The 20,753-nt window shown below is 39.2% G+C and carries 20 protein-coding genes; 12 read left to right on the plus strand and 8 right to left on the minus strand.

Going from position 1 to position 20,753, the window contains the following annotated elements; translation table 11 throughout:
• Positions 1–188: 188 nt before the first annotated feature.
• The 3 genes from WH223_RS14885 to WH223_RS14895 all read right to left on the minus strand — a co-directional run bounded on the left by WH223_RS14885 (position 189) and on the right by WH223_RS14895 (position 3,029).
• Entirely contained in the window at positions 189–1,388 is a 1,200-nt protein-coding gene (locus tag WH223_RS14885; protein WP_340048543.1) for a pyridoxal phosphate-dependent aminotransferase, read from the minus strand.
• 175 nt (positions 1,389–1,563) lie between these two features.
• Positions 1,564–1,938 (minus strand): DUF1573 domain-containing protein, encoded by a 375-nt coding sequence (locus WH223_RS14890; RefSeq protein WP_340048544.1) that lies wholly within the window; start codon positions 1,936–1,938, stop codon positions 1,564–1,566.
• A 128-nt stretch (positions 1,939–2,066) separates the two neighbouring features.
• Positions 2,067–3,029 carry a KpsF/GutQ family sugar-phosphate isomerase gene (locus tag WH223_RS14895; RefSeq protein ID WP_445265624.1) on the minus strand — a complete coding sequence of 321 codons (963 nt, stop codon included), beginning with the start codon at positions 3,027–3,029 and terminating at the stop codon, positions 2,067–2,069.
• Between the two features lie 103 nt (positions 3,030–3,132).
• Here WH223_RS14895 and recQ point away from each other — a divergent pair, with 103 nt between their 5' ends.
• The 9 genes from recQ to WH223_RS14940 all read left to right on the plus strand — a co-directional run bounded on the left by recQ (position 3,133) and on the right by WH223_RS14940 (position 12,312).
• Positions 3,133–5,322, plus strand: a complete 2,190-nt coding sequence (gene recQ / locus WH223_RS14900) for a DNA helicase RecQ (protein WP_340048546.1) — start codon at positions 3,133–3,135, stop codon at positions 5,320–5,322.
• A gap of 10 nt (positions 5,323–5,332) precedes the next feature.
• Positions 5,333–6,148: a 3-deoxy-8-phosphooctulonate synthase gene (gene kdsA, locus WH223_RS14905; RefSeq protein WP_340048547.1), complete on the plus strand. Its 816-nt coding sequence runs from the start codon at positions 5,333–5,335 to the stop codon at positions 6,146–6,148.
• Positions 6,149–6,311: 163 nt separating this feature from the next.
• Complete coding sequence (locus tag WH223_RS14910) at positions 6,312–7,025, plus strand: DUF4198 domain-containing protein (protein ID WP_340048548.1); 714 nt, start codon at positions 6,312–6,314, stop codon at positions 7,023–7,025.
• A 240-nt stretch (positions 7,026–7,265) separates the two neighbouring features.
• Positions 7,266–7,595: a hypothetical protein gene (locus WH223_RS14915; RefSeq protein WP_340048549.1), complete on the plus strand. Its 330-nt coding sequence runs from the start codon at positions 7,266–7,268 to the stop codon at positions 7,593–7,595.
• Positions 7,596–7,603: 8 nt separating this feature from the next.
• A complete protein-coding gene (locus WH223_RS14920; protein WP_340048550.1) occupies positions 7,604–7,885 on the plus strand; it encodes a hypothetical protein in 282 nt (93 codons plus the stop codon).
• Positions 7,886–7,894: 9 nt separating this feature from the next.
• A complete protein-coding gene (locus tag WH223_RS14925; RefSeq protein WP_340048551.1) occupies positions 7,895–9,535 on the plus strand; it encodes a PepSY-associated TM helix domain-containing protein in 1,641 nt (546 codons plus the stop codon).
• A 501-nt stretch (positions 9,536–10,036) separates the two neighbouring features.
• Positions 10,037–11,077 (plus strand): sensor histidine kinase, encoded by a 1,041-nt coding sequence (locus WH223_RS14930; protein ID WP_340048552.1) that lies wholly within the window; start codon positions 10,037–10,039, stop codon positions 11,075–11,077.
• Position 11,078: 1 nt separating this feature from the next.
• Positions 11,079–11,861: a LytR/AlgR family response regulator transcription factor gene (locus WH223_RS14935; protein ID WP_340048553.1), complete on the plus strand. Its 783-nt coding sequence runs from the start codon at positions 11,079–11,081 to the stop codon at positions 11,859–11,861.
• A 208-nt stretch (positions 11,862–12,069) separates the two neighbouring features.
• Positions 12,070–12,312: a hypothetical protein gene (locus WH223_RS14940; protein WP_340048554.1), complete on the plus strand. Its 243-nt coding sequence runs from the start codon at positions 12,070–12,072 to the stop codon at positions 12,310–12,312.
• Positions 12,313–12,419: 107 nt separating this feature from the next.
• Here WH223_RS14940 and WH223_RS14945 read toward each other — a convergent pair whose 3' ends face one another.
• Genes WH223_RS14945 through WH223_RS14965 form a run of 5 tightly spaced genes read right to left on the minus strand, consistent with a single transcriptional unit; the run spans position 12,420 to position 16,090 of the window.
• Positions 12,420–13,397: a bifunctional riboflavin kinase/FAD synthetase gene (locus WH223_RS14945; RefSeq protein ID WP_340048555.1), complete on the minus strand. Its 978-nt coding sequence runs from the start codon at positions 13,395–13,397 to the stop codon at positions 12,420–12,422.
• A 21-nt stretch (positions 13,398–13,418) separates the two neighbouring features.
• Positions 13,419–14,141 (minus strand): tRNA pseudouridine(55) synthase TruB, encoded by a 723-nt coding sequence (gene truB / locus WH223_RS14950; RefSeq protein WP_340048556.1) that lies wholly within the window; start codon positions 14,139–14,141, stop codon positions 13,419–13,421.
• On the minus strand, positions 14,142–14,936 hold the full coding sequence (locus WH223_RS14955) for an undecaprenyl-diphosphate phosphatase (protein ID WP_340048557.1): 795 nt from the start codon (positions 14,934–14,936) through the stop codon (positions 14,142–14,144). It abuts the gene before it with no gap.
• Between the two features lie 8 nt (positions 14,937–14,944).
• Positions 14,945–15,190 (minus strand): DUF3098 domain-containing protein, encoded by a 246-nt coding sequence (locus WH223_RS14960; protein ID WP_340048558.1) that lies wholly within the window; start codon positions 15,188–15,190, stop codon positions 14,945–14,947.
• A gap of 21 nt (positions 15,191–15,211) precedes the next feature.
• On the minus strand, positions 15,212–16,090 hold the full coding sequence (locus WH223_RS14965) for a cell division protein FtsX (RefSeq protein WP_340048559.1): 879 nt from the start codon (positions 16,088–16,090) through the stop codon (positions 15,212–15,214).
• Between the two features lie 215 nt (positions 16,091–16,305).
• Between WH223_RS14965 and leuS the strand changes: the two genes are divergently transcribed.
• From leuS to WH223_RS14980, 3 genes are all read left to right on the plus strand, one after another.
• Positions 16,306–19,089, plus strand: a complete 2,784-nt coding sequence (gene leuS, locus WH223_RS14970; RefSeq protein ID WP_340048560.1) for a leucine--tRNA ligase — start codon at positions 16,306–16,308, stop codon at positions 19,087–19,089.
• 335 nt (positions 19,090–19,424) lie between these two features.
• Positions 19,425–20,015 carry a hypothetical protein gene (locus WH223_RS14975; RefSeq protein ID WP_340048561.1) on the plus strand — a complete coding sequence of 197 codons (591 nt, stop codon included), beginning with the start codon at positions 19,425–19,427 and terminating at the stop codon, positions 20,013–20,015.
• Positions 20,012–20,743 (plus strand): DUF3307 domain-containing protein, encoded by a 732-nt coding sequence (locus WH223_RS14980; protein WP_340048562.1) that lies wholly within the window; start codon positions 20,012–20,014, stop codon positions 20,741–20,743. Before WH223_RS14975 ends, WH223_RS14980 begins: the two co-directional genes overlap by 4 nt.
• The last annotated feature ends 10 nt before the right edge of the window (positions 20,744–20,753 follow it).

Genomic DNA, 20,753 nt, shown 5'->3' on the forward strand with positions numbered 1-20,753 from the left:
GGGTGGTCTAGTAGGGATGAAGCATAGATCAAGCATACATATCGTATGAAAATGTGCTCGTGAATGTATGCGGAAGGCGGTAGCCGAAAATTGGATTGATTACTAAAAATAGCAGAGGATTACTATATTGAAATAGCCATGTTTTTGTACTTTAACTAAAGCGCAAAAACATGGCTATCTTTTATTTTTTAGTCTTGACGACCAGGGTATACTGCTAATGCATGTTCTAAGCACACTAATGCTTTCTTCAAATCTGTTTGGTTTAAGACATAGGCCAAGCGTACTTGGTTGGTGCCTGCGCCTTCAGTGCTGTAAAAACCTGTCGCTGGAGCCATCATAACCGTTTCATTTTCGTAAGAAAACTCCTCTAAAATCCATTGACAGAATTTGTCGGCATTGTCAATTGGTAATTTAGCAACAACATAGAATGCACCACCTGGATTCGGACAGAATACGCCTTCAATAGCATTTAAGCCTTTTACCAAGGTGTCACGACGTGCCGTGTATTCTGTAGATACCGCTTCAAAGTAGCTGTCTGGTGTGTCTACCGCTGCTTCGCCCGCAATTTGTCCCTCTAATGATGGGCTAAGACGTGCTTGCGCAAACTTTAATGCTGTCTGGAATAAAGCTTTGTTTTTAGTGATCAAACAGCCGATACGTGCGCCACAAGCGGAGTAGCGTTTCGATACCGTGTCGAAAACGACAACATGCTCTTCTAAACCTTCTAAGTGCATAGGAGAAAGAAACTCCTTACCATCGTAGCAAAATTCGCGGTAAGCCTCATCCGAGAATAAGTATAAATCATGCTTGATACATAATTCTTTTAGTGCTTCTAGTTCTTCTCTAGAGTATAGGTAGCCTGTTGGATTGTTCGGATTACAAATAGCAATAGCCTTTGTCTTCGGTGTTATTACTTTTTCAAATTCAGCAATCGATGGTAAAGCAAAACCATTATCAATGTAAGACATGATTGGTTTTACGACGATATCTGCTGAACAGGCAAAACCATTATAATTAGCGTAAAAAGGCTCTGGGATAATAACTTCTTCACCAGGGTTCAAACAAGCTTGCATCGCAATAGTGATTGCTTCCGAACCACCATTGGTTACCAAGATATCACTAGGGCTTAGGTTGTAGTTTAATTTATTGTAGTAAGACGCTAATTTTGTACGGTAAGAGGCAGTACCTTCTGATGCGGTATAGGCCCATACTTTAAAATCTATATTTTTTAAGGCATTCAACATAACCTCTGGCGTTTCAATATCTGGCTGGCCAATGTTGAGGTGATATATTTTCTTACCTTCCTGTTTAGCCTTGTCGGCAAATGGAGTTAGTTTTCTGATTGGTGAAGCAGGCATATCGATGCCTTTTTGCGAAATTTGTGGCATTATATTAAGTTATGATTTGTAAGCAAATGTAAAGAAAAGAAAGGATTGTTTAGGTATTCTTATACATATCCGCAGGAAAGTTGTCCTTCGCGGTAAATAGGTGTATAGACTTCTTAATAACAAAAAAAGCTGTTCCGAAAACGAAACAGCTTTAATCGTGATTATTTTGTATGTCTTAATCAACACTACCTTTAACCGTTAAGGTCTTGATAGGTGTTTTGGTATTCGACTTTACCGTAAATTGTTTAGTGAATGGACCCGTTGCTGCTGCATTATACGTTACTGTAATCACACCTGAATCACCTGGTTTAATTGGTGTACGTGTGAATTCCGCTACAGAACAGCCACAAGCTGGCTTCACTTCTGTGATAATAATAGGAGCATCTCCTGTGTTCGAAAATTTGAAGTCGTAAGACGCAGGCTTATTTTGTGGAATAGAGCCGAAGTCATGTGTTTCTTTTTCAAATCTGAACTCTCCAATAGCTAAAGCCATCGATGTGAAACCTATGATAGCAACCAAAACGGTTAAAATTCCTAAAGCTTTTTTCATGAGTATGTATAGTTTAGTTTGTTAAATAGTTTAAACAGTGATATGCAAATTGTCTGCCAAAATTAAGGATAACCTTTATCTTTTGCCTTATAACGACTAAATAGCACAAGAATATTACAAAGAGGAACCTAGATAATTCCTTCCTTTAATAAGTCTTGAATATGAACAATTCCGCTGTATACCTGCTTTTTGGTGACCAGTAATTGCGAGATGTTATTCGCACGCATACGGTATAATGCTTCCGCGGCAAGCTCGTCTGCTTCTATTGTTTTTGGTGCGTTGGCCATGATATCTTTGGCCGTTAGCGAACTGAAGTTTTCATACTTTTCTAGCATTCTACGGATATCACCATCGGTGATGATACCGATTATTTCTTCATTGTCAATAACTGCAGTAGCTCCTAGTCTAAATTTAGTAATCGTGATGATGACATCGCGGATAGGGGTGCTTGGTGCTACTTTCGGACTTGCATTAGCATCGGTTAAATCGGCTACTTTAAGGTATAGCTTTTTACCCAAGGCACCACCAGGGTGATATTTTGCAAAATCTTGATCCGAAAACTGACGGCATGTCTGTAGCGAAACAGCTAATGCATCGCCCATGGCTAGCTGTGCTGTTGTGCTTGTTGTTGGTGCTAAGTTGTTAGGGCAAGCTTCACGTTCCACCGTCGTGTCTAGAATAAAGTCGGCTTGCTGAGCTAAGTAAGATTCTAAATTACCAACCATGGCTACCAAGGTGTTTTGTGTCTGTTTAAGAAACGGAACCAACACTTTAATTTCCGGCGTATTGCCGCTTTTTGATATGGCAATAATCAAATCGTTCTTTTGGATAATCCCTAAATCACCATGAATAGCATCCGCTGCATGCATAAAAATTGATGGTGTACCGGTCGAATTGAACGTCGCTACCATTTTTTGTGCAATGATTGCGCTCTTGCCAATTCCAGTCACAATTACACGTCCTTCGAGTGTAAGAATCTTATTTACAACCGTAACAAAATTGTCGTCAATGAGCGTTGCTAAGTTTTGTACGGCATTCGCCTCAAGTTCTATCGCGTCTATGGCTATCTTTTTTATGTCGATGTTGTGTATCACAGAAAAAATGTCTAATTTTATATTAAATATTACGACAAAAGTAAGTTTTTTAAAACTCAAAAGAGTCACAGGTCTATCTAATTTTTTTGTTCTACAGTCGATGGAAATAGAAAAGTCACTATTTGACAATCTACAGGAATTTTTTGGCTTTGATACGTTCAAGGGGGATCAAGAGGCTATAATAACGAATGTCCTAAATAAAAAGGATACGTTTGTTATTATGCCCACCGGAGGCGGAAAGTCTATTTGTTATCAGTTGCCCGCTTTGATGAGCGAAGGTACTGCCATTGTTATCTCCCCATTGATTGCCTTGATGAAAAATCAGGTCGATCAGCTTCGTGCTTTTGGAGGTACTGACAGTATAGCCCATTTTTTAAACTCTTCCCTAAACAAGGGAGAGATTGCTAAAGTGAAGCAAGATGTAGTCGCTGGTAAGACTAAAATGCTTTATGTAGCACCCGAGTCCTTAGCTAAGGAGGAGAATACGCTGTTCTTAAAGCAAATTAAGGTCTCTTTTGTCGCGGTGGACGAGGCCCACTGTATCTCGGAGTGGGGGCATGACTTCCGTCCGGAATACCGAAAAATTAGACAGGTTATCAATGGCATCGGTGAAGGAATTCCTATCATCGCTTTAACAGCTACGGCCACGCCTAAGGTACAGTCTGACATTCGTAAGAACTTGCAGATGAATGATGCGACCTTATTTAAGTCTTCTTTCAACCGTTCTAACTTATATTATGAAGTAAGGACGAAAAAGAATGTCATTAAAGAAATCGTAAAGTTTATAAAGATAAACTCCGGTAAAACAGGGATTATCTATTGTTTGAGCCGTAAGAAGGTAGAGGAGATTGCCGAAGTATTAAACATAAACGGCATTAAGGCGCTGCCTTATCATGCCGGTTTAGATGCTAAAACACGTGCCGACACACAGGATCGTTTTTTGATGGAGGATGTGGAAGTCATTGTGGCCACTATTGCTTTTGGAATGGGGATTGACAAGCCTGATGTGCGTTATGTTATCCACCATGATATTCCAAAGTCTATGGAAGGGTACTACCAGGAGACTGGTCGTGCTGGTCGTGATGGGGGCGAGGGCCACTGTTTAACTTTCTATTCAGAGAAGGACGTTGAAAAGCTGACTAAGTTTATGAAAGATAAACCAGTTTCCGAACGAGAAATTGGTACGCAAATATTAAAAGAAGTAATTGATTATTCCGAGTCATCGGTATGTCGTCGTAAACAGATTTTACACTACTTTGGTGAACGATTTGATGAGGTAGGCTGTAGCAATATGTGCGACAATTGCCGTTCGCAAAAAACATACTTCGATGCAGAAGAATCTTTGTTGGAAGTTTTGACCTTCATCAAGGAAGAAGGAGGGAAGTTTGATGATCACCACGTAATCAATGTATTGATAGGGCAAAATAATCAACCTATATCTGCCTACAAACATGATACCCATGCTTTGTTCGGTAAAGGTAAAGAGAAAGGTGTGAACTACTGGAATTCCTTGATTCGTCAAGCTGAATTGAGTGATCTTATTAAAAAAGATATTGATCATTACGGTCTTTTACAACTTACAGATACAGGAAGAAAATATATTAGCAATCCGTACCCAATGAAGTTTATCTTGAATAAACCAATGGAGAAGGCGGAGGATGATAGCGCTGAAGATATAGCTCAAGGTACGGCAGCTCTTGATACAGAGTTGTTAAAAATGTTGAAGGATCTTCGTAAGAAGATTGCTAAACAGAAATCGTTGCCTCCATTTGTGATTTTTCAAGACCCTTCTTTGGATGAGATGTGTACACATTATCCAATTAGTATCGATGAGTTGAAGCAGATACAAGGTGTAGGCGGTGGTAAGGCTTTGAAATTCGGGGCTCCTTTTGTGGAGTTGATTAAGAAGTATGTTGAAGAGAATGATATTGATCGTCCGCAAGACTTAATTGTAAAAAGTACAGCAAATAAGTCGGCGTTGAAAGTATCTATCATTCAGAATATCGATCGTAAAATCGGCTTGGATGATATCGCTTCCTCGAAGGGTATCAGCTATGAAGATATGCTGAAGGAGGTGGAGTCTATTGTTAACTCCGGTACGAAATTGAATATTTCTTACTTTGTCGATGAGATGATTGATTCAGATCGCCAAGAGGAGGTGTACGATTATTTTAAAACCGCAGAAGTAGATTCTATTGCAGAAGCCTTGAATATTTTAGGAGAGGCTGATTATTCGTATGAGGATATCAAACTGATGCGTATTAAGTTTATGTCAGAATTAGGAAATTAATAAGTATACTATGATTGAGAGTTATTTGCCAGGTATAAAAAATGCAGATTCAAAGCAGTTTTTTGTTATGGCAGGGCCTTGTGCAATAGAGGGAGAAGATATCGCGTTACGCATTGCTGAACGTATTGTAACCATCACTGATAAATACAATATTCCTTATGTTTTTAAGGGTTCTTACCGGAAAGCAAACCGCTCCCGTGTAGATTCTTTCCAAGGGATTGGTGATGAAAAAGCATTAAAAATATTGGAGAAAGTAGGTAAGACTTTTGGTGTGCCTACCGTTACGGATATCCACGAAAGCCAAGAAGCAGCGATGGCTGCTGCTTACGTAGATGTATTGCAGATACCAGCTTTCCTTTGTCGCCAAACGGATCTATTGGTAGCAGCAGCAAAAACAGGTAAAGTGGTTAATATCAAGAAAGGTCAGTTTTTGTCGGCCGCATCGATGCAGTTTGCGGTGGATAAAGTTAAGGACTCCGGTAATGATAAAGTATGGTTAACGGATCGTGGTAACACTTTCGGTTATCAGGATTTAATCGTCGATTTCCGCGGAATTCCTGAGATGCGTGCTTTTGGTGTACCTACGGTTATGGATTGTACGCATTCCTTGCAACAGCCAAATCAGACTTCAGGAGTAACAGGTGGTAAACCTGCATTGATTGAAACGATAGCTAAAGCTGCTATTGCGGTAGGAGCCGATGGTTTGTTTATTGAGACACATCCTGATCCAGCAAACGCTAAATCGGATGGTGCGAATATGCTTCATTTAGACTTATTGGATGGTTTATTAGAGAAATTGGTACGCGTACGCGAAGCTATTTTGTAGGTAACCTTCTTTATTTATATCAAAATCCCCTGCTACCAAAATAGCAGGGGATTTTTGTATACCCTATTTTTTTCCAATTCTATAGCCGTATTTCCGATTATTAACTTGTGGTTTAGCCAGATACCCATATCTTTGTTTTTATTTTAAATAAGTCTAAATAAAAATGAATACGGTTAAGCACATTTTACTTTTATTAAGTCTTGTTCTTCTTGGTAGTAATCAAGCGGCACAAGCCCACGCGGTATGGTTGGAGAGTCAGCCGGTAGGTCAAAAAGGTCAAGCCCATATAGTACGTGTGTATTATGGCGAATTTGAAGCCGGTGAGGTCGAATCTATCAAAGATTGGTATTCCGACTTAAACACATTGACGCTACAGCTCACGGCTCCTAATGGAAGCACACAACCTCTTTCATTGGTCGATAAAGGCGATTACTTTGAAGCGACTTTCACACCTGCGGTAGATGGTGTATACCAGGTATTTACACGTCACGCTACAAAAGACTTAGGCGGGGAGACCCGTTATGAGTTTGTAGCTCAGGCTGCAGTTCAGGTCGGTAAGGCTAATCAAAAAGGAAATATTTCTCTTGGTAACCAATTAACTGTAGAACCTAAAATCTTTAAAGTTAAAGACAAAGTATCTATTCTTTTGACAGCAGATGGAAAGCCATTGGCAGATAAAGAAGTCGCAGTTATGTCTGCTACGGGATGGCATAAAAATTATAAAACAGATCAGAACGGTCGAATTCTAGTGGAGACGACTTGGAGCGGTCGTTATGTTGTGGAGTTTAGTAATATGGAGAAAAATGGCGGAGAATGGTACGGGAAAAACTATACACAAAATTGGCAAGGATTAACAGCTAGTTTTATCGTTAAGTAGTTCTTTACGATTGGCGTACGTGATGACCTTTTCTAGATCTAAAATTGTACTGTCACTTTGATAAGCCTAAAGAACAGGACTAGGAAAGGTTCTTTCTTAAAATGTAAAGATGTCTAGATTAAAGGCCGAAATACGGGCCTATTGTCATCTTTATAAAGACCAATATTGGTCAACCAAATTAGTACATCTGTTGCCCCAGGACGACAGACGTTTTTATTAACCCTTGATAGTTTACAGAATATGATGAGTACAATTTGCCTGCTTTTCTTTTTTGGATTTCTCCTTTGGATGCGCACCTCAAAGCGAGTGGTATGGAAAGATAAAGGGAAGCTTTTGGAGCAGATACAACTTCAGCCAGATAAGTTGCGTGCTATAGCGGGTGGAATTATTCTCATCGCTTCGGTATTATGCATCTGGACACTAGGGCTAGCTAGCGGAATATTTGCGGCTATAGTACTTTTGATGGCTATGGGAAGCCTTGTTGTTTTATTTTTTCCACTTCAATATGTAGGCCTTCGTTGGTTAACAGGAATCTATGTTGTCGCCCTTATTTTGGAAATTTATAGTTAAGAAAAAACATGCCTGCAAATAAAAAATATTTAACAAAATCACCTTGGGTTCGCTTGGCAAGAATTGTTGCTGGTACTGCCGGTGGATACCTAATCATGATTAGTTTTCATCTGTGTTTAGCAGTTATCTTTCCGAAAGAGAATGTTATTGCGACGTCTTTCTTTACCGGGTATGTCTTATGGGCATGCTTGCTGCTATGGGCCTTTTTAGAGGTCAAACTATGGCGTCTATACCTGAGTTATATCGGATTGGCCTTATTGTTTACCTCGCTTTATATGTTAAATAATTAACCGAAAATTATGAATCAAAGACGGTATAATATATACTTTCACACCCATACAATCAGCGGAATCGTTATCGCAGCACTGCTTTACGTGATATTCTTTGCTGGTTCTTTTTCTTTCTTTAAAGATGATATTACGGCTTGGCAGAAAGGGACAACTGCTGAAAATCATGCACAGCATGCCGATTACAACTATATTATCGACTCCTTAGGGGGCAAGTATAACCTTAAAGGACGGAATTTCGACTTTTATCTTTTACGTCAGGGGAATGGCGCTTATGTAAACATGAGTGCTTCGCAGGATACCACCATTAGTAAGCCCAAGCCTAAAGGTGAACGTAGAGGGGGACGCCGCCGTGGTGGCGATGATGACTCTGCATACTTCTTGCATTATTTTGCCGATAAAACACAGAGTTCCTACAGTGATGGCTATAATATGGGGGAGTTTTTATATCGCCTACATTTCTTAGCGCAGCTGAACCAGGTACCAATCAAAATCGGTAAGCCTTTTGGGTACACCGTGGCAGGTATTGTATCTTTCTTGTTTTTGTTCGCTTTGATTACAGGGCTACTCCTACATTGGGATAAGATAAAGACTAACTTCTTTCTGTTTCGGCCATGGAGCAAGTGGAAGACGGTTTGGACAGATATGCATACGGTTCTTGGTGTCATTGGTTTTCCTTTTCAGTTGCTTTTTGCGATAACGGGGATTGTCCTTATCGTCAACTACGTGCTTATTTCTCCTTTTACCGATTATCTATATGGTGGAAAAGAAGATAAGCTCTATGAAGATTTACAGTATGGACGTCAATATGAAGTTGCTTATGAATACCAGCCTTTAGGTGAAAATTTTGATGCTAATGCATTTATAGCCGAGTGGTCTAAGAAATGGAAGGGTAGTGATATTACGCGTGTAAATATTCGTAATTATGGCGATAAGAGCATGGAGGTCGTATTGGAGTCTAAGCCGCAGTCGGAAGCTAGTTTTGCAGGATCTGGCTATGTACGTGTGCAAATGGCTACAGGGAAGGTATTTGATGAAAAATCACCTACCTTGGATAACACCTACATTGATGGTGTAAAGAGTATTGTCTATCATCTTCACTTTGGTGATTTTGGAGGTAAGCCATTGCGTATTGTCTTCTTTATTTTAGGACTAATGGGCTGTGCAGTCATTATCTCTGGTATTATGATTTGGCTTGTTGCGCGTGATAAAGTAAATGTTCCCGCTTATAAGCGGAAATTTAACTTCTGGGCGGCAAATTTTTTCCTTTCGATGTGTTTAGCTATGTTGCCGGTTACAGCCTTTACATTTATCATGGTGAAATGCCTGACGACAGTAAATCAATCGGTCATCTACAGTTATTATTTTTATAGCTGGTTGCTACTCACTATTTACTTGGTGGTTCGTCGGGACTTAACCATTGTGAATAAGCATACTTTATTGCTTTCAGCAGCCCTTTGTTTCGGTGTGCCGATTGCAAATGCGGTGATGTCTAATTTAGGTTTATGGCATAGCTTACAACAAAAGGCTTACGATATCTTCTTTATCGATATGTTATTTTTGATACTGGGTATATGTTCCTTAATTGCTTTCATCAAGGTTAAGAAACAAGGTAAACCATTTAAAATATTGAAGGAAAAAATAGCAACGTAGAGACTAGCTTTCTGCTTGTAGAACATAGCATGGCGGATTGCGCAGCAATTACCATCGTTTGAAAATTTTATACTATAGTTTATTGTTTGGTTTGTTATGAGATGGAAGGCGAGAGCTTTCCATTTCTTTTTAGCACTAATTTACTTCAAAAATAGAGTCCTTTGAAACCGGGCGGCTGCAAAGGACTCAAACCAATTATTAACCTAAATTATGAGTTAAACATAAGACAATCTCTATGCCAAAACTATTTAAGATATGATTTTTTATTTCGTCTAAGTGTATGTTTTTAATCAAATAAGGGTTTTGAGTTCGTTTTTCTATTGTTTGTGTCGCAAAATGTTCTTTTTACTACACAGTTGTCTTCTAAAAAGAACAACAGGCAGGTAGGTTGTTTTGTCATAATATGTCGCCTGCATGTATAAAAATTGTCTTCCTTTCCGACAAAATATAAATAATGAGTATCTTGTGGCCGATTATTTCACAAAACTATAGGTGACATCTATGCGTTGCGAACACTATGATTATCCCATAAAATTATGGGTTCAACGAAGCAAGGCTTTTGCCTTGATGACAACGGGGCTGATTGCATTAGCACGCTATACGGCAGGATTGATGTCGATGAACGCCATTATACAGACTGTCTTCATCTTTTTTATTATTCTTTTTGTTGCTTTGAGTAATTTGTTTATTCACTGTGAAAACAAAGTAGAAGACCCGATAAAGTCACCTCTTTATGTGAAGTTAGCAAGCTTTGGCTCTGCCATTTTTGTTCTTTTCTGCTTTGACCTTCTCAGCACAGCACTCGATGTTAAAGAGCCTCATATGCATGAATTGGTGCATCAAAGTAGCGTATGGCGTAACTATCTTGTTATCGTTATACAAGCCTGTTTGTTGAATTTTATAGTGCTGCTGTGGTTATATTTCTTGATGTCTGATCATTTTAAGGCACAAAATGCATTAGAGCGTTCCCGACTAGAAAAGTCCAAAGAAGAAGCTATTAATAAAATGCTGCGTCAGCAAATACAGCCGCATTTTTTGTTTAATGCGCTGGCTACTTTAAAATCGTTGATGAAAAAGGATCTCCCACTAGCGGAAGACTACCTGTTGCGTTTATCCGACTTCTTAAGGATTACTATTGCCGCAGCAAAGACCGAAGAGCTCAATTCGGTACAACAGGAGATAAAGCTGTGTGAAGACTATCTAGATATGCAGAAAATGCGCTTTAACGATGCGCTGTATTATGATATTGACTTGCCAGAATCTATCTATGAACAAAAAATACCTTTCTTCTCGATTCAACCTCTTGTCGACAATGCGCTGAAGCATAATAGCTTTACCAAACAAGAGCCATTGCACATCGAAATTAAGGAAGAACAGGGATGGTTGGCTGTCATCAATAAGAAAAATGCTAAACGTATAGCCGTAGAGTCCAATGGTAGCGGATTGAAAAATCTTATTGATCGCTACATGAATTATTGGCCACATGGTGTTTTGATTGAAGAAACTTCGGATTGCTTTACCGTAAAAATAAAGTTGCTTTAGGATGAATGTTGTTATTATCGAAGATGAAGAATTAGCCGCAGAAGACTTGGTGCAAACCTTGGTTGAGGTAGTGCCATCTATTCATATTTTGGCCTGTTTACATTCGGTAGAGGAGGCTTTGACCTATTTTCAAGATGCCCCACATGTAGATTTAATATTCTCTGATATTCAACTTGGTGATGGAATAAGTTTTGAAATCTTCAACTCAATTTCCTTACGTATACCCATTGTTTTTTGTACGGCTTATGACGCTTATCTGCTTCCCGCATTTAAGACGAATGGTATCGACTATATTATGAAGCCCATCTCTACGCAGTCGATAGCTGCCACCATGGAGAAGTACTTCAATCTCCAAAAGGCACTGCGTAAGGAGGTCGAGACGCCCGAAATATCATCTTCCTTTTACCAAGACCTACTCGCGCAGGTACATCCCAAGGCAAGCGCCGTATTGGTACATCAGCAAGATCGTATCATCCCTGTAGAGGTTGTTGATATTGCACTTTGTTATATCGAGCTGGAGAATGTTTTTATAAAGACGTTTAAGGGCAAGGATTTCTTGGTTATGAAAACCTTGGATGAATTAGAGAAGCAGCTTGGCGGCGATTTCTATCGTGCCAACCGGCAGCATTTATTGGCGCGACAAATTGTCCAGCATGCCAGTTATACGTTAGCGCGCAAGCTTGTCATTGATCTTCACATTAGCTATGCTAGTAAAATATATGTGAGTCGTGAAAAAGCGAAAAACTTCTTACGTTGGCTCGCGCATAGTAAAACGTCGGACTAAGTTCTGCTTTGCTTAGCCAATTAATTTTCTTGTTGTAACCCAATAAAAACGAAAATCCGATATTGACTTTTTGAATCGGATAGCCAGCTCTTGATATCTGTACATTTCACCCCGAATTTTGTCCGTTTCACCTTTGAAGTCTTTGCTTTTTTTACCGTAAATAAAGACCTTTAACCTTATTAATTTACGATAATTAAGCTTTATAGATATGTTTGTTTCTGTTTTTAAAACTGCAGCTCATTCAAAGGAAGATAAGCTGTCTATTTTTCAAATTTTGAAAAATTTAGGAGTGAAGTTTATTGCGACCTTGGATCTCACTGATGAGGACCGTGTTCTCCGTGTTGAATCAAAGAAGAATATTTCCGAAAGCGTCGTTAAGGAACTAAATAATAATCAATACTACTGCGAAGAGTTAGATACATTTTTGTACGGCTCTCCCGTGAAAAGATAAGTCGAAGCTAACGGTTATTTCGTTTGTTTAGGCACAAAAAAAAGCCAAACATGTTAAGCAATATGCTTAGCTATGTTTGGCTTTTTGTGTATCGTAGAGACTTTATTTTAAACTTCGAAAAAGTTTCTTATTTCAATCTCATCCTTCTTGATTTGCTCTTTCATGGCATCCAACGATTCAAACCAACTATCGTGACGGATAAATTTTAAAAATTTAACACGAATGGTTTTAGTATAGATATCATCATGGAAGTCCAATAAGTTGATTTCTATTTTTCTAGTCATACCATCTACTGTTGGTCGCGTTCCGATATAAGCCATACCACGGGCTACACATTCTGGCTCTGGCTGATTATAAGGGCCGCTCTCGATAGAAGGGACGTTAGGATATATCTCCGCCTCAACGGCATAAATACCGTAAGCAGGGATAAGCTTATGCGATTCGTGAATATTAAGGTTCGCCGTAGGGAAGCCAATTTCACGACCGATTTGATCACCACGAACTACGGTGCCCGTCAACTCGAAAGGATAACCTAAATACTTATTGGCTGTTTCAATATCACCTTTTATCAAAGACTCGCGAATACGTGTAGATGAAACCGCTACATCTTCAATATCCTGCTCTGCGATTTGTGCAACAGAATAGTCGTATATCTTAGCGTAGTGCTTAAGATCTTTGATTGATCCTTTACGGTCTTTACCAAAGTGGTGATCATAACCAATAACAATCTGTTTAGTTCCTAATTTACCGACCAAAACATCACTAATGTATTCTTCAGGGGTAAGGTTGGAAAAATCACGCGTGAAAGGAGTGATAATCAGATGGTCGATATGGGCTAATCCCAAGCGGTGTGCTTTTTCTTCAATATCGTTGATTAGGCGTAGACTATCATCATTCGGATTGATAATTAGGCGAGGGTGGGGGAAGAAGGTCAATAAGACTGTTTCTCCACCAGTTTCTTTAGCACATTCCTGTACCTTCGTTAAGATTTTTTGATGCCCAATGTGTACACCATCAAAGGTTCCAATGGTAACAACAGCATTTGCTAAAGGCTTAAACTCATCTAAACTTCTATATATTTTCATATCGGGACTGCCAGATAAGCGCTATAATTCGTTAATTTCTTTTTGTTTTCTTATCTCTGCGATAAGTTCTTCCAATTTCCATGCATTGTCTACATTGAAATCGCCGCTTTTGGTTCTGCGCAATTCACTCAAGTGAGAGCCGATACCTAAAGCTTTACCAAAGTCGCTCGCTATAGAACGGATATACGTTCCTTTCGAGCAGCCTATACGAAAATAAACATTCGGCCCTTCAATTTTTTCGATTACGAAGTAATTGACGGTAATTTTACGCTTCTTCAATTCTACCTCTTCCCCTCGGCGTGCCTTTTCGTAGATACGCTCACCATTGATTTTTATGGCCGAGTGAGCAGGAGGATATTGTTCGATATCTCCTTCAAAGGTGGTTGCAGCTTGGCGTATTTCAGCTTCCGTTAAATGCTCGTAAGGGAAGGTCTGGTCGATTTCCGTTTCCAAGTCGAACGAAGGTGTTGTAGCACCTAAGGTAATGCAACCTGTATATTCTTTATCTTCTGCTTGGAAAGAGTCAATTTGCTTTGTCATCTTGCCGGTGCATATAATCAAAAGACCCGTTGCTAAGGGGTCTAAGGTGCCGGCATGTCCTACTTTAAGTTTCAGAGGTTTCATCGTGTTACGAAGCTTACCTACCACATCAAAACTTGTCCAAGTCAAAGGCTTGTCGACTAATAGCATTTCGCCTTCCGCAAAGTGGAAAGCAGGATGCTGTACTTCTTCTAAATTCGTCATTTAAATAATTTGCAGACTATGTCCGCTCAACATTAATCCAATAATCACTAATCCTACCACAATTCTATACCAACCAAATGCTTTAAATCCATATTTGGTCAATATATTAATAAAGGTTTTAATGGCGATAATAGCCACAATAAAACCGATGATGTTTCCAAAAATCAAAAGGTTTACTTCTTCACCCGAGAAGGTATGTCCTTCTTTAAAGAACTTGTATAGCTTCACTACAGAGGCGCCAAACATCATAGGTAATGCCAAGAAGAAGGAGAACTCTGCCGCCGCTTTACGCGTCAGCTTTTGCGTCATACCACCAACGATGGTACTCGCCGAGCGCGACGTTCCAGGGATAAGCGCCAAACATTGGTATAAACCAATCGTAAAAGCTTGCTTGTAGGTTATATCATCCGAGCTTTCTACGGTAGGTTTATTAAACCATTTGTCGACAAATAATAAGATAACACCACCAACAACCAACATAATAGCTACGTTAAGTGGGCTTTCTAATAAGGAGTCGATAAAATCGTTTAATAGCAAACCTAAAATAGAAGCAGGAATAGCTGCTACAATAAGTTTAAAGTAGAAGTCGAAGGACTTAAAGAAACGTTTGAAATATAAAACTAAGACCGATAATATCGTTCCTAGCTGGATAACAATCGTAAATAATTTAAAGAAAGGCGTAGGTTCCATGCCCATAAGAGCGGAACCGATAATCATATGGCCTGTAGATGATACAGGAAGAAACTCCGTTAATCCTTCAATAATTGCTAAAACAATAGCCTCAAAATAGGTCATTCGTACTGTTAATTTTTGTTTTTAGGCTTATATAAAATAGCAACAAATCCTAGGGCAAATCCAAGGCATACAACCAACGGTGCTAGGGTGATTTTGGTGAAGCTGTAAATATCTTCGGTACCCATCATTAAGATAAAACCTAAGGCTACGACTAAGATACTAACAATAAAAATTTGGTAATTTATTTTGGCAAATCCCAAACTGATTTTTGTGTTGGCTTTCGCCGACTCTGTTCTTTTTGTGTATTGTGACATGTCTGAATTTAGGTTACTTAATTAACGGTATAAGCTATGTGATTTAGCACGTAAGTATTTCGTTACGGCAAAGTACGTACTGAATCCTGCGATTAATACTCCTAATGCTACAACAACGACAAAGATAGCCCCAAACTCGTACCAGTTACGTAGGAATACCAAGTCAGGGATTTGGCGTTGTGCAAATTGAAGTGTGAAAATTAATAGTAGGATGGCAATTAGTGCACCCAACAAGCCGTGGAAAATACCATACATGAGGTAAGGCTTACGGATGAAGTTACGTGTAGCACCAATCAGCTGCATACTCTTAATCAAGAAACGCTGCGAATAAATAGCTAAACGGATGGTATTGTTGATTAAGGCTACAGCGATAATCAATAGGACAACCGTGAAGGCTAACACAACCATACTGATGATACGGATATTTTTGTTAACCATATCAATCAATGACTCTTGATAAATAATCTCTTTGACTTTGCTGTTTTTAGATACCTTCTGTGTGAAGTTTTGAATGCTATCTATGTTTGCGTATTGCTCTTTAAGATATACATCAACCGAAGGTAATAAAGGGTTATGTCCTAAATATTCAACGAAGTCTTCGCCTAAATCTTCCCGTAGGTTTTTAGCAGCTAATTCTTTACTGATGTATTCTGTGCGCAATACATAAGGGTTTTTTTCTAAATCCTTCTGCATAGCGATTACATCTCCTTCATTTACATTGTCATTGACGATGATATTGAGAACGATGTTTTCTTTAACGTATTTGGAGAGATTCTTAGCATGAACTAAAATTAAACCCAATAACCCTGTCATTAGTAGCACTAAAGCTATACTGATAACCGTGGAAACGTATACAGATTTTGTTTTTTTTGTTGATGAACTTTTTTCGTGAGCCGACATAAGTTGTAGTAACGTGTTATTTGTTGCGAAAGTAAATAATAAAGAGCATTTAAGAAACTATTTTCAAGTAATATCTTCGATAAGAAAATAAGATCTCTACGCTATTTAACTTACAATGTCGGCAATTTATTGTTTAATATAAAACTTTTGTGTCTTTTTTGTACTAAAAATCGCTATTTTCGCATCTCTTTGTGATTAGCAGAACAGGATAGAAAATGGAATACAATCATCATTCTTTAGAAAAAAAATGGCAAAAGTTTTGGTCAGAGAACGGAACTTTTAAGCCGTCGGAGTCGACTGAGAAACCAAAGTATTATGTGCTGGATATGTTTCCGTACCCTTCGGGTGCTGGACTCCATGTGGGCCACCCGCTGGGCTACATAGCATCTGATATTTTTGCGCGCTATAAGCGACTCAAAGGATTCAATGTGTTGCATCCGATGGGATATGATTCGTTTGGACTTCCTGCAGAGCAGTATGCAATTCAAACAGGACAACACCCCGCTATTACGACCGAAGAAAACATCAATCGCTACCGCGAGCAGATGGACAACATCGGTTTCTCTTACGATTGGTCGCGCGAAATTCGTACCTCCAATCCTGATTACTACAAGTGGTCGCAATGGATTTTTATGCAATTGTTTGACGCTTGGTATAATAAAGAAACGGACAAAGCGGAGTCAATTGATACCTTAATTGATAAGTTTAAATTTTCTGGTTCACAAAGTGTTAACGGTGTGAGTGATGAGGATGTATTGACGTTTGATGCGGCAACATGGAATCATTTTACAGAAGAAGAACAGCAACGCGAGTTGTTGAAATATAGACTGGCTTACCTGCGTGAGAGCACGGTGAACTGGTGTGCTGCCTTAGGAACAGTGCTTGCAAATGATGAGGTCATCAATGGTCTTTCTGAGCGTGGCGGTTTCCCGGTAGAGCAGAAAAAAATGATGCAATGGTCGATGCGTATTACGGCTTATGCTGATCGTTTGTTGCGTGGATTAGATACGATTGATTGGCCAGAACCGTTAGTCGAGATGCAACGTAACTGGATTGGCAAGTCGGTAGGGGCTTCGGTGAAGTTTCCTTTACCACAGCTAGATCAAGCTATTGAAGTGTTTACGACGCGTGTAGATACCATTTTTGGTGTTTCTTTCGTCGTATTGGCACCAGAGCACGACTTGGTTGATGCATTGACAACAGCAGAGCAGCAAGTAGAAGTAGATGCCTACCGTGCTAAAACGACTAAGAAATCCGAATTAGATCGTATGGCAGATACGAAAACGGTATCTGGAGCATTTACAGGTTCTTATGCTAAGCATCCGATTACAGGTGCTGATGTACAAATTTGGATTGCTGATTATGTATTAGCAAGCTACGGTACGGGAGCGGTTATGGCGGTGCCTTCTGGTGATCAGCGTGACTATGTATTCGCGAAGCATTTTAACTTGCCTATTATTGCTATTTCAGACAGCCAAGTGTTAGATGAGGCTGCCGATGCCAATAAAGATGGTCGTTATATAAACTCTGATTTCATCAATGGTCTTACCTATGAAGAAGCAGTGCCTGCTTTGATTCATAAGTTAGAGGAATTGGAATTAGGAAAGGCTAAAGTTAACTTCCGTATGCGTGATGCTATCTTTGGTCGTCAGCGTTACTGGGGTGAGCCTGTTCCTGTTTATTTCAAGAACGGACTACCATATTTACTTAAAGAGGAAGAGTTGCCTTTGTTATTACCGGAGGTAGATAAATACTTACCAACGGAAAGCGGCGAACCACCTTTAGGTCGTGCAACAGATTGGAAATACCAAGATCAGTACGAGTATGAGTTGAGCACAATGCCAGGTTGGGCAGGTTCTTCTTGGTACTGGTTCCGTTATATGGATCCTAAAAATGAAGCTGCTTTTGCTTCCAAAGAGTCTGTAGATTATTGGAAGTCTGTAGATTTATATATTGGTGGTTCTGAGCATGCTACAGGTCACTTGTTGTACTCACGCTTCTGGAATAAAGCGTTGAAAGATTTAGGCTTCCACCAGGAAGAAGAGCCTTTCAAAAAGCTAATCAACCAAGGTATGATTCAAGGTCGTTCAAGCTTTGTATACCGTGTGTTGGATGAAGAAGGTCGCGGAACAAATCAGTTTGTTTCTTTAGGCTTGAAAGAGGAGTATACGACAATTGCACTACACGTAGATGTTAATATCGTACATAATGATGTATTGGATACCGAGAAATTCAAAGCTTCACGTCCTGATTATGCTAATGCTGAATTCGTGTTGGAAGATGGCAAGTATATCTGTGGAACTGAAGTAGAGAAGATGTCTAAGTCTAAGTTCAACGTTGTGAACCCTGATGATATTATCACTTCTTACGGAGCAGATACTTTACGTTTATATGAAATGTTCTTAGGCCCATTAGAGCAAGCTAAGCCATGGAATACAAACGGTATCGAAGGGGTGTATAAGTTCTTACGTAAGGTATGGCGTTTGTTCCATGATGCTGAAGGAAACTTCCAAGTATCTGAGGAGTCAGCAACGAAAGCCGAATACAAAGCTTTACACAAGATTATCAAAAAAGTTGAGGATGATGTCGAAAGATTCTCTTTCAATACGTCAGTGTCTGCTTTCATGATTTGTGTGAATGAATTGACGGATTTGAAGTCTAATAAACGTGCGATTTTAAATGATTTGTTAATCGTGTTGCAGCCTTATGCTCCGCACATCACGGAAGAGCTTTGGACGTTATTGGGTAATGAAGCAGGAACAATATCTTATGCAGCTTACCCTACGTTTAACCCTGATTATTTGGTTGAATCAGAATTTGCTTACCCTGTTTCTGTAAACGGAAAGATGAAGATGAATCTTTCTTTGGCTTTAGATTTAGATCAAAAGGTCGTAGAAGAAACGGTATTAGCAAACGAAGATGTACAACGTTACTTAGATGGTAAGCCTGTGAAGAAGCTTATCTTTGTAAAAGGAAAGATTATCAATATCGTTGTTTAAGACAGCCTATTGATGGATTACATAAAACGAGCTACTTTCAAACGAGAGTAGCTCGTTTGTTTATAAAAGTCCAGCTCTACAACGCTGCAGAGTGCGCCATGCAACTGTTTGTTCGGATAATAGCACGGTATTTGAGGACTCTCTAAAAGGTCAATGAGTTGGTATCTGTATGATTGTATTTTCTCATAAACTATAATTATGAGTGATTTTAGTCATAAAGTTGTTTTATGATTGAATTTAGTCATAAAGTGTATTTATGACTGATTTTAGTCATAATTAGAAAATATGATTATATTTGATAATATTTTAGAGATTGCTATTGATTATTTTAGGCTATGATTGCTGTACTAACTGGAGATATTATTGATTCGCGAAAAGAAGATTCTTCTTTGTGGATGCCTATTTTAGAAAAAGCATTGAAGCTTTATTCAAATAAATTCGATATTTTTAGAGGAGATAGCTTTCAGGCAGAAGTTCCTTTGAAGGATGTGTTCTACGCCATATTTTATATTAAAGCTGCTTTGATGCGTGTGAAAATGGACGCTCGCATAGGCTTAGGCATAGGAGAGAAGGATGTAGATGCGCTACATGTAAAGCATAGTTTCGGCTCTGCTTTGCTCTATTCTGGTGAAGCTTTTGAAGCTCTAGGAAAAGAGAGGTTGCATATTAAATCGGCTAATGTCGAGTTTGATGGTTTGTGCCATGTGATGTTGAGCTTAGTTATAGAGCTTAGCTTGCGTTGGACACCCAATATGGCGGAAGTCGTTATGGCTTCACTTTTACATCCAGCGATGAATCAAGTGGAAATCGCTAAGTCGCTGAATCGTAAATATCAAAGTCAGGTGAGTGTGGAGTTACAGAAGGCGGCTTATCCGACCGTGAAAAGTGCCCTTGATTATTGTACCGCAGAATTATTGAAACTATGATCGTATTTTTTTTAAAATTACTTTTAGCACATTTAGCCGGAGACTTTTTGCTCCAGCCTCGAAGCTGGGTAGAGAAGAGGAAGACACAGGTAGGTTATCTTTTACTGCACATTGCTGTGCATGCGGGATTGCTCGTTTTGTTTTTCTTGCCTGAATTGAATGTCCGCTGGCCGCTGATTGTTTTTGTCGTTTGTGCGCACCTCGTTATCGATTCGTTCAAAATTTTGATGGAGCGTATCTGGCAGCGACAACCGTTTCGTATTTTCTGGATTGACCAGGTGTTACACTTGCTTACCCTTGGGTTTATTACTGTTTATCAATACGGATTTCCGGAAGCTTGGTGGACGGCACTCATTTCGGTGAAAAGCATGCTTTACCTGATAGCTTTGCTATTAATTACCTGCGTTAGTCCGGTAGTTTTGCGTCTTTTCTTCTTTAAATGGGAAAAAGAGAAAGAACTCCATAGCAAAGCCGAAAGTTCATTGGTTGATGCTGGTTTGCTAATTGGGATTATGGAAAGGCTATTGATTGTTCTTTTTATTCAGATCGGCTTTTTATCGGGTATAGGTTTTCTATTGGCAGCAAAATCAATCTTTCGATTTGGTGATCTAGCGAAAGCTAAAGACACGAAGTTTACCGAATATGTGCTGCTTGGTACTTTAGCCAGCTTTGTCATGGGCATTGCTATTGGTTACGGTTTATTGCTGAGTATCCGCCAATTTACCTAAGCACCCTTTG

Origin of the sequence: Sphingobacterium sp. MYb382, from assembly GCF_037572665.1 — a bacterium.
GTDB lineage: Bacteria > Bacteroidota > Bacteroidia > Sphingobacteriales > Sphingobacteriaceae > Sphingobacterium.

Excerpts from the sequence above, each read along its gene's own strand:
- WH223_RS14885 (WP_340048543.1), bottom strand. The coding sequence starts at position 1,388 with ATGCCACAAATTTCGCAAAAAGGCATCGATATGCCTGCTTCACCAATC.
- WH223_RS14890 (WP_340048544.1), bottom strand. The coding sequence starts at position 1,938 with ATGAAAAAAGCTTTAGGAATTTTAACCGTTTTGGTTGCTATCATAGGT.
- recQ (WP_340048546.1), top strand. The coding sequence starts at position 3,133 with ATGGAAATAGAAAAGTCACTATTTGACAATCTACAGGAATTTTTTGGC.
- kdsA (WP_340048547.1), top strand. The coding sequence starts at position 5,333 with ATGATTGAGAGTTATTTGCCAGGTATAAAAAATGCAGATTCAAAGCAG.
- WH223_RS14910 (WP_340048548.1), top strand. The coding sequence starts at position 6,312 with ATGAATACGGTTAAGCACATTTTACTTTTATTAAGTCTTGTTCTTCTT.
- WH223_RS14915 (WP_340048549.1), top strand. The coding sequence starts at position 7,266 with ATGATGAGTACAATTTGCCTGCTTTTCTTTTTTGGATTTCTCCTTTGG.
- WH223_RS14920 (WP_340048550.1), top strand. The coding sequence starts at position 7,604 with ATGCCTGCAAATAAAAAATATTTAACAAAATCACCTTGGGTTCGCTTG.
- WH223_RS14925 (WP_340048551.1), top strand. The coding sequence starts at position 7,895 with ATGAATCAAAGACGGTATAATATATACTTTCACACCCATACAATCAGC.
- WH223_RS14930 (WP_340048552.1), top strand. The coding sequence starts at position 10,037 with ATGCGTTGCGAACACTATGATTATCCCATAAAATTATGGGTTCAACGA.
- WH223_RS14935 (WP_340048553.1), top strand. The coding sequence starts at position 11,079 with ATGAATGTTGTTATTATCGAAGATGAAGAATTAGCCGCAGAAGACTTG.
- WH223_RS14940 (WP_340048554.1), top strand. The coding sequence starts at position 12,070 with ATGTTTGTTTCTGTTTTTAAAACTGCAGCTCATTCAAAGGAAGATAAG.
- WH223_RS14945 (WP_340048555.1), bottom strand. The coding sequence starts at position 13,397 with ATGAAAATATATAGAAGTTTAGATGAGTTTAAGCCTTTAGCAAATGCT.
- truB (WP_340048556.1), bottom strand. The coding sequence starts at position 14,141 with ATGACGAATTTAGAAGAAGTACAGCATCCTGCTTTCCACTTTGCGGAA.
- WH223_RS14955 (WP_340048557.1), bottom strand. The coding sequence starts at position 14,936 with ATGACCTATTTTGAGGCTATTGTTTTAGCAATTATTGAAGGATTAACG.
- WH223_RS14960 (WP_340048558.1), bottom strand. The coding sequence starts at position 15,190 with ATGTCACAATACACAAAAAGAACAGAGTCGGCGAAAGCCAACACAAAA.
- WH223_RS14965 (WP_340048559.1), bottom strand. The coding sequence starts at position 16,090 with ATGTCGGCTCACGAAAAAAGTTCATCAACAAAAAAAACAAAATCTGTA.
- leuS (WP_340048560.1), top strand. The coding sequence starts at position 16,306 with ATGGAATACAATCATCATTCTTTAGAAAAAAAATGGCAAAAGTTTTGG.
- WH223_RS14975 (WP_340048561.1), top strand. The coding sequence starts at position 19,425 with ATGATTGCTGTACTAACTGGAGATATTATTGATTCGCGAAAAGAAGAT.
- WH223_RS14980 (WP_340048562.1), top strand. The coding sequence starts at position 20,012 with ATGATCGTATTTTTTTTAAAATTACTTTTAGCACATTTAGCCGGAGAC.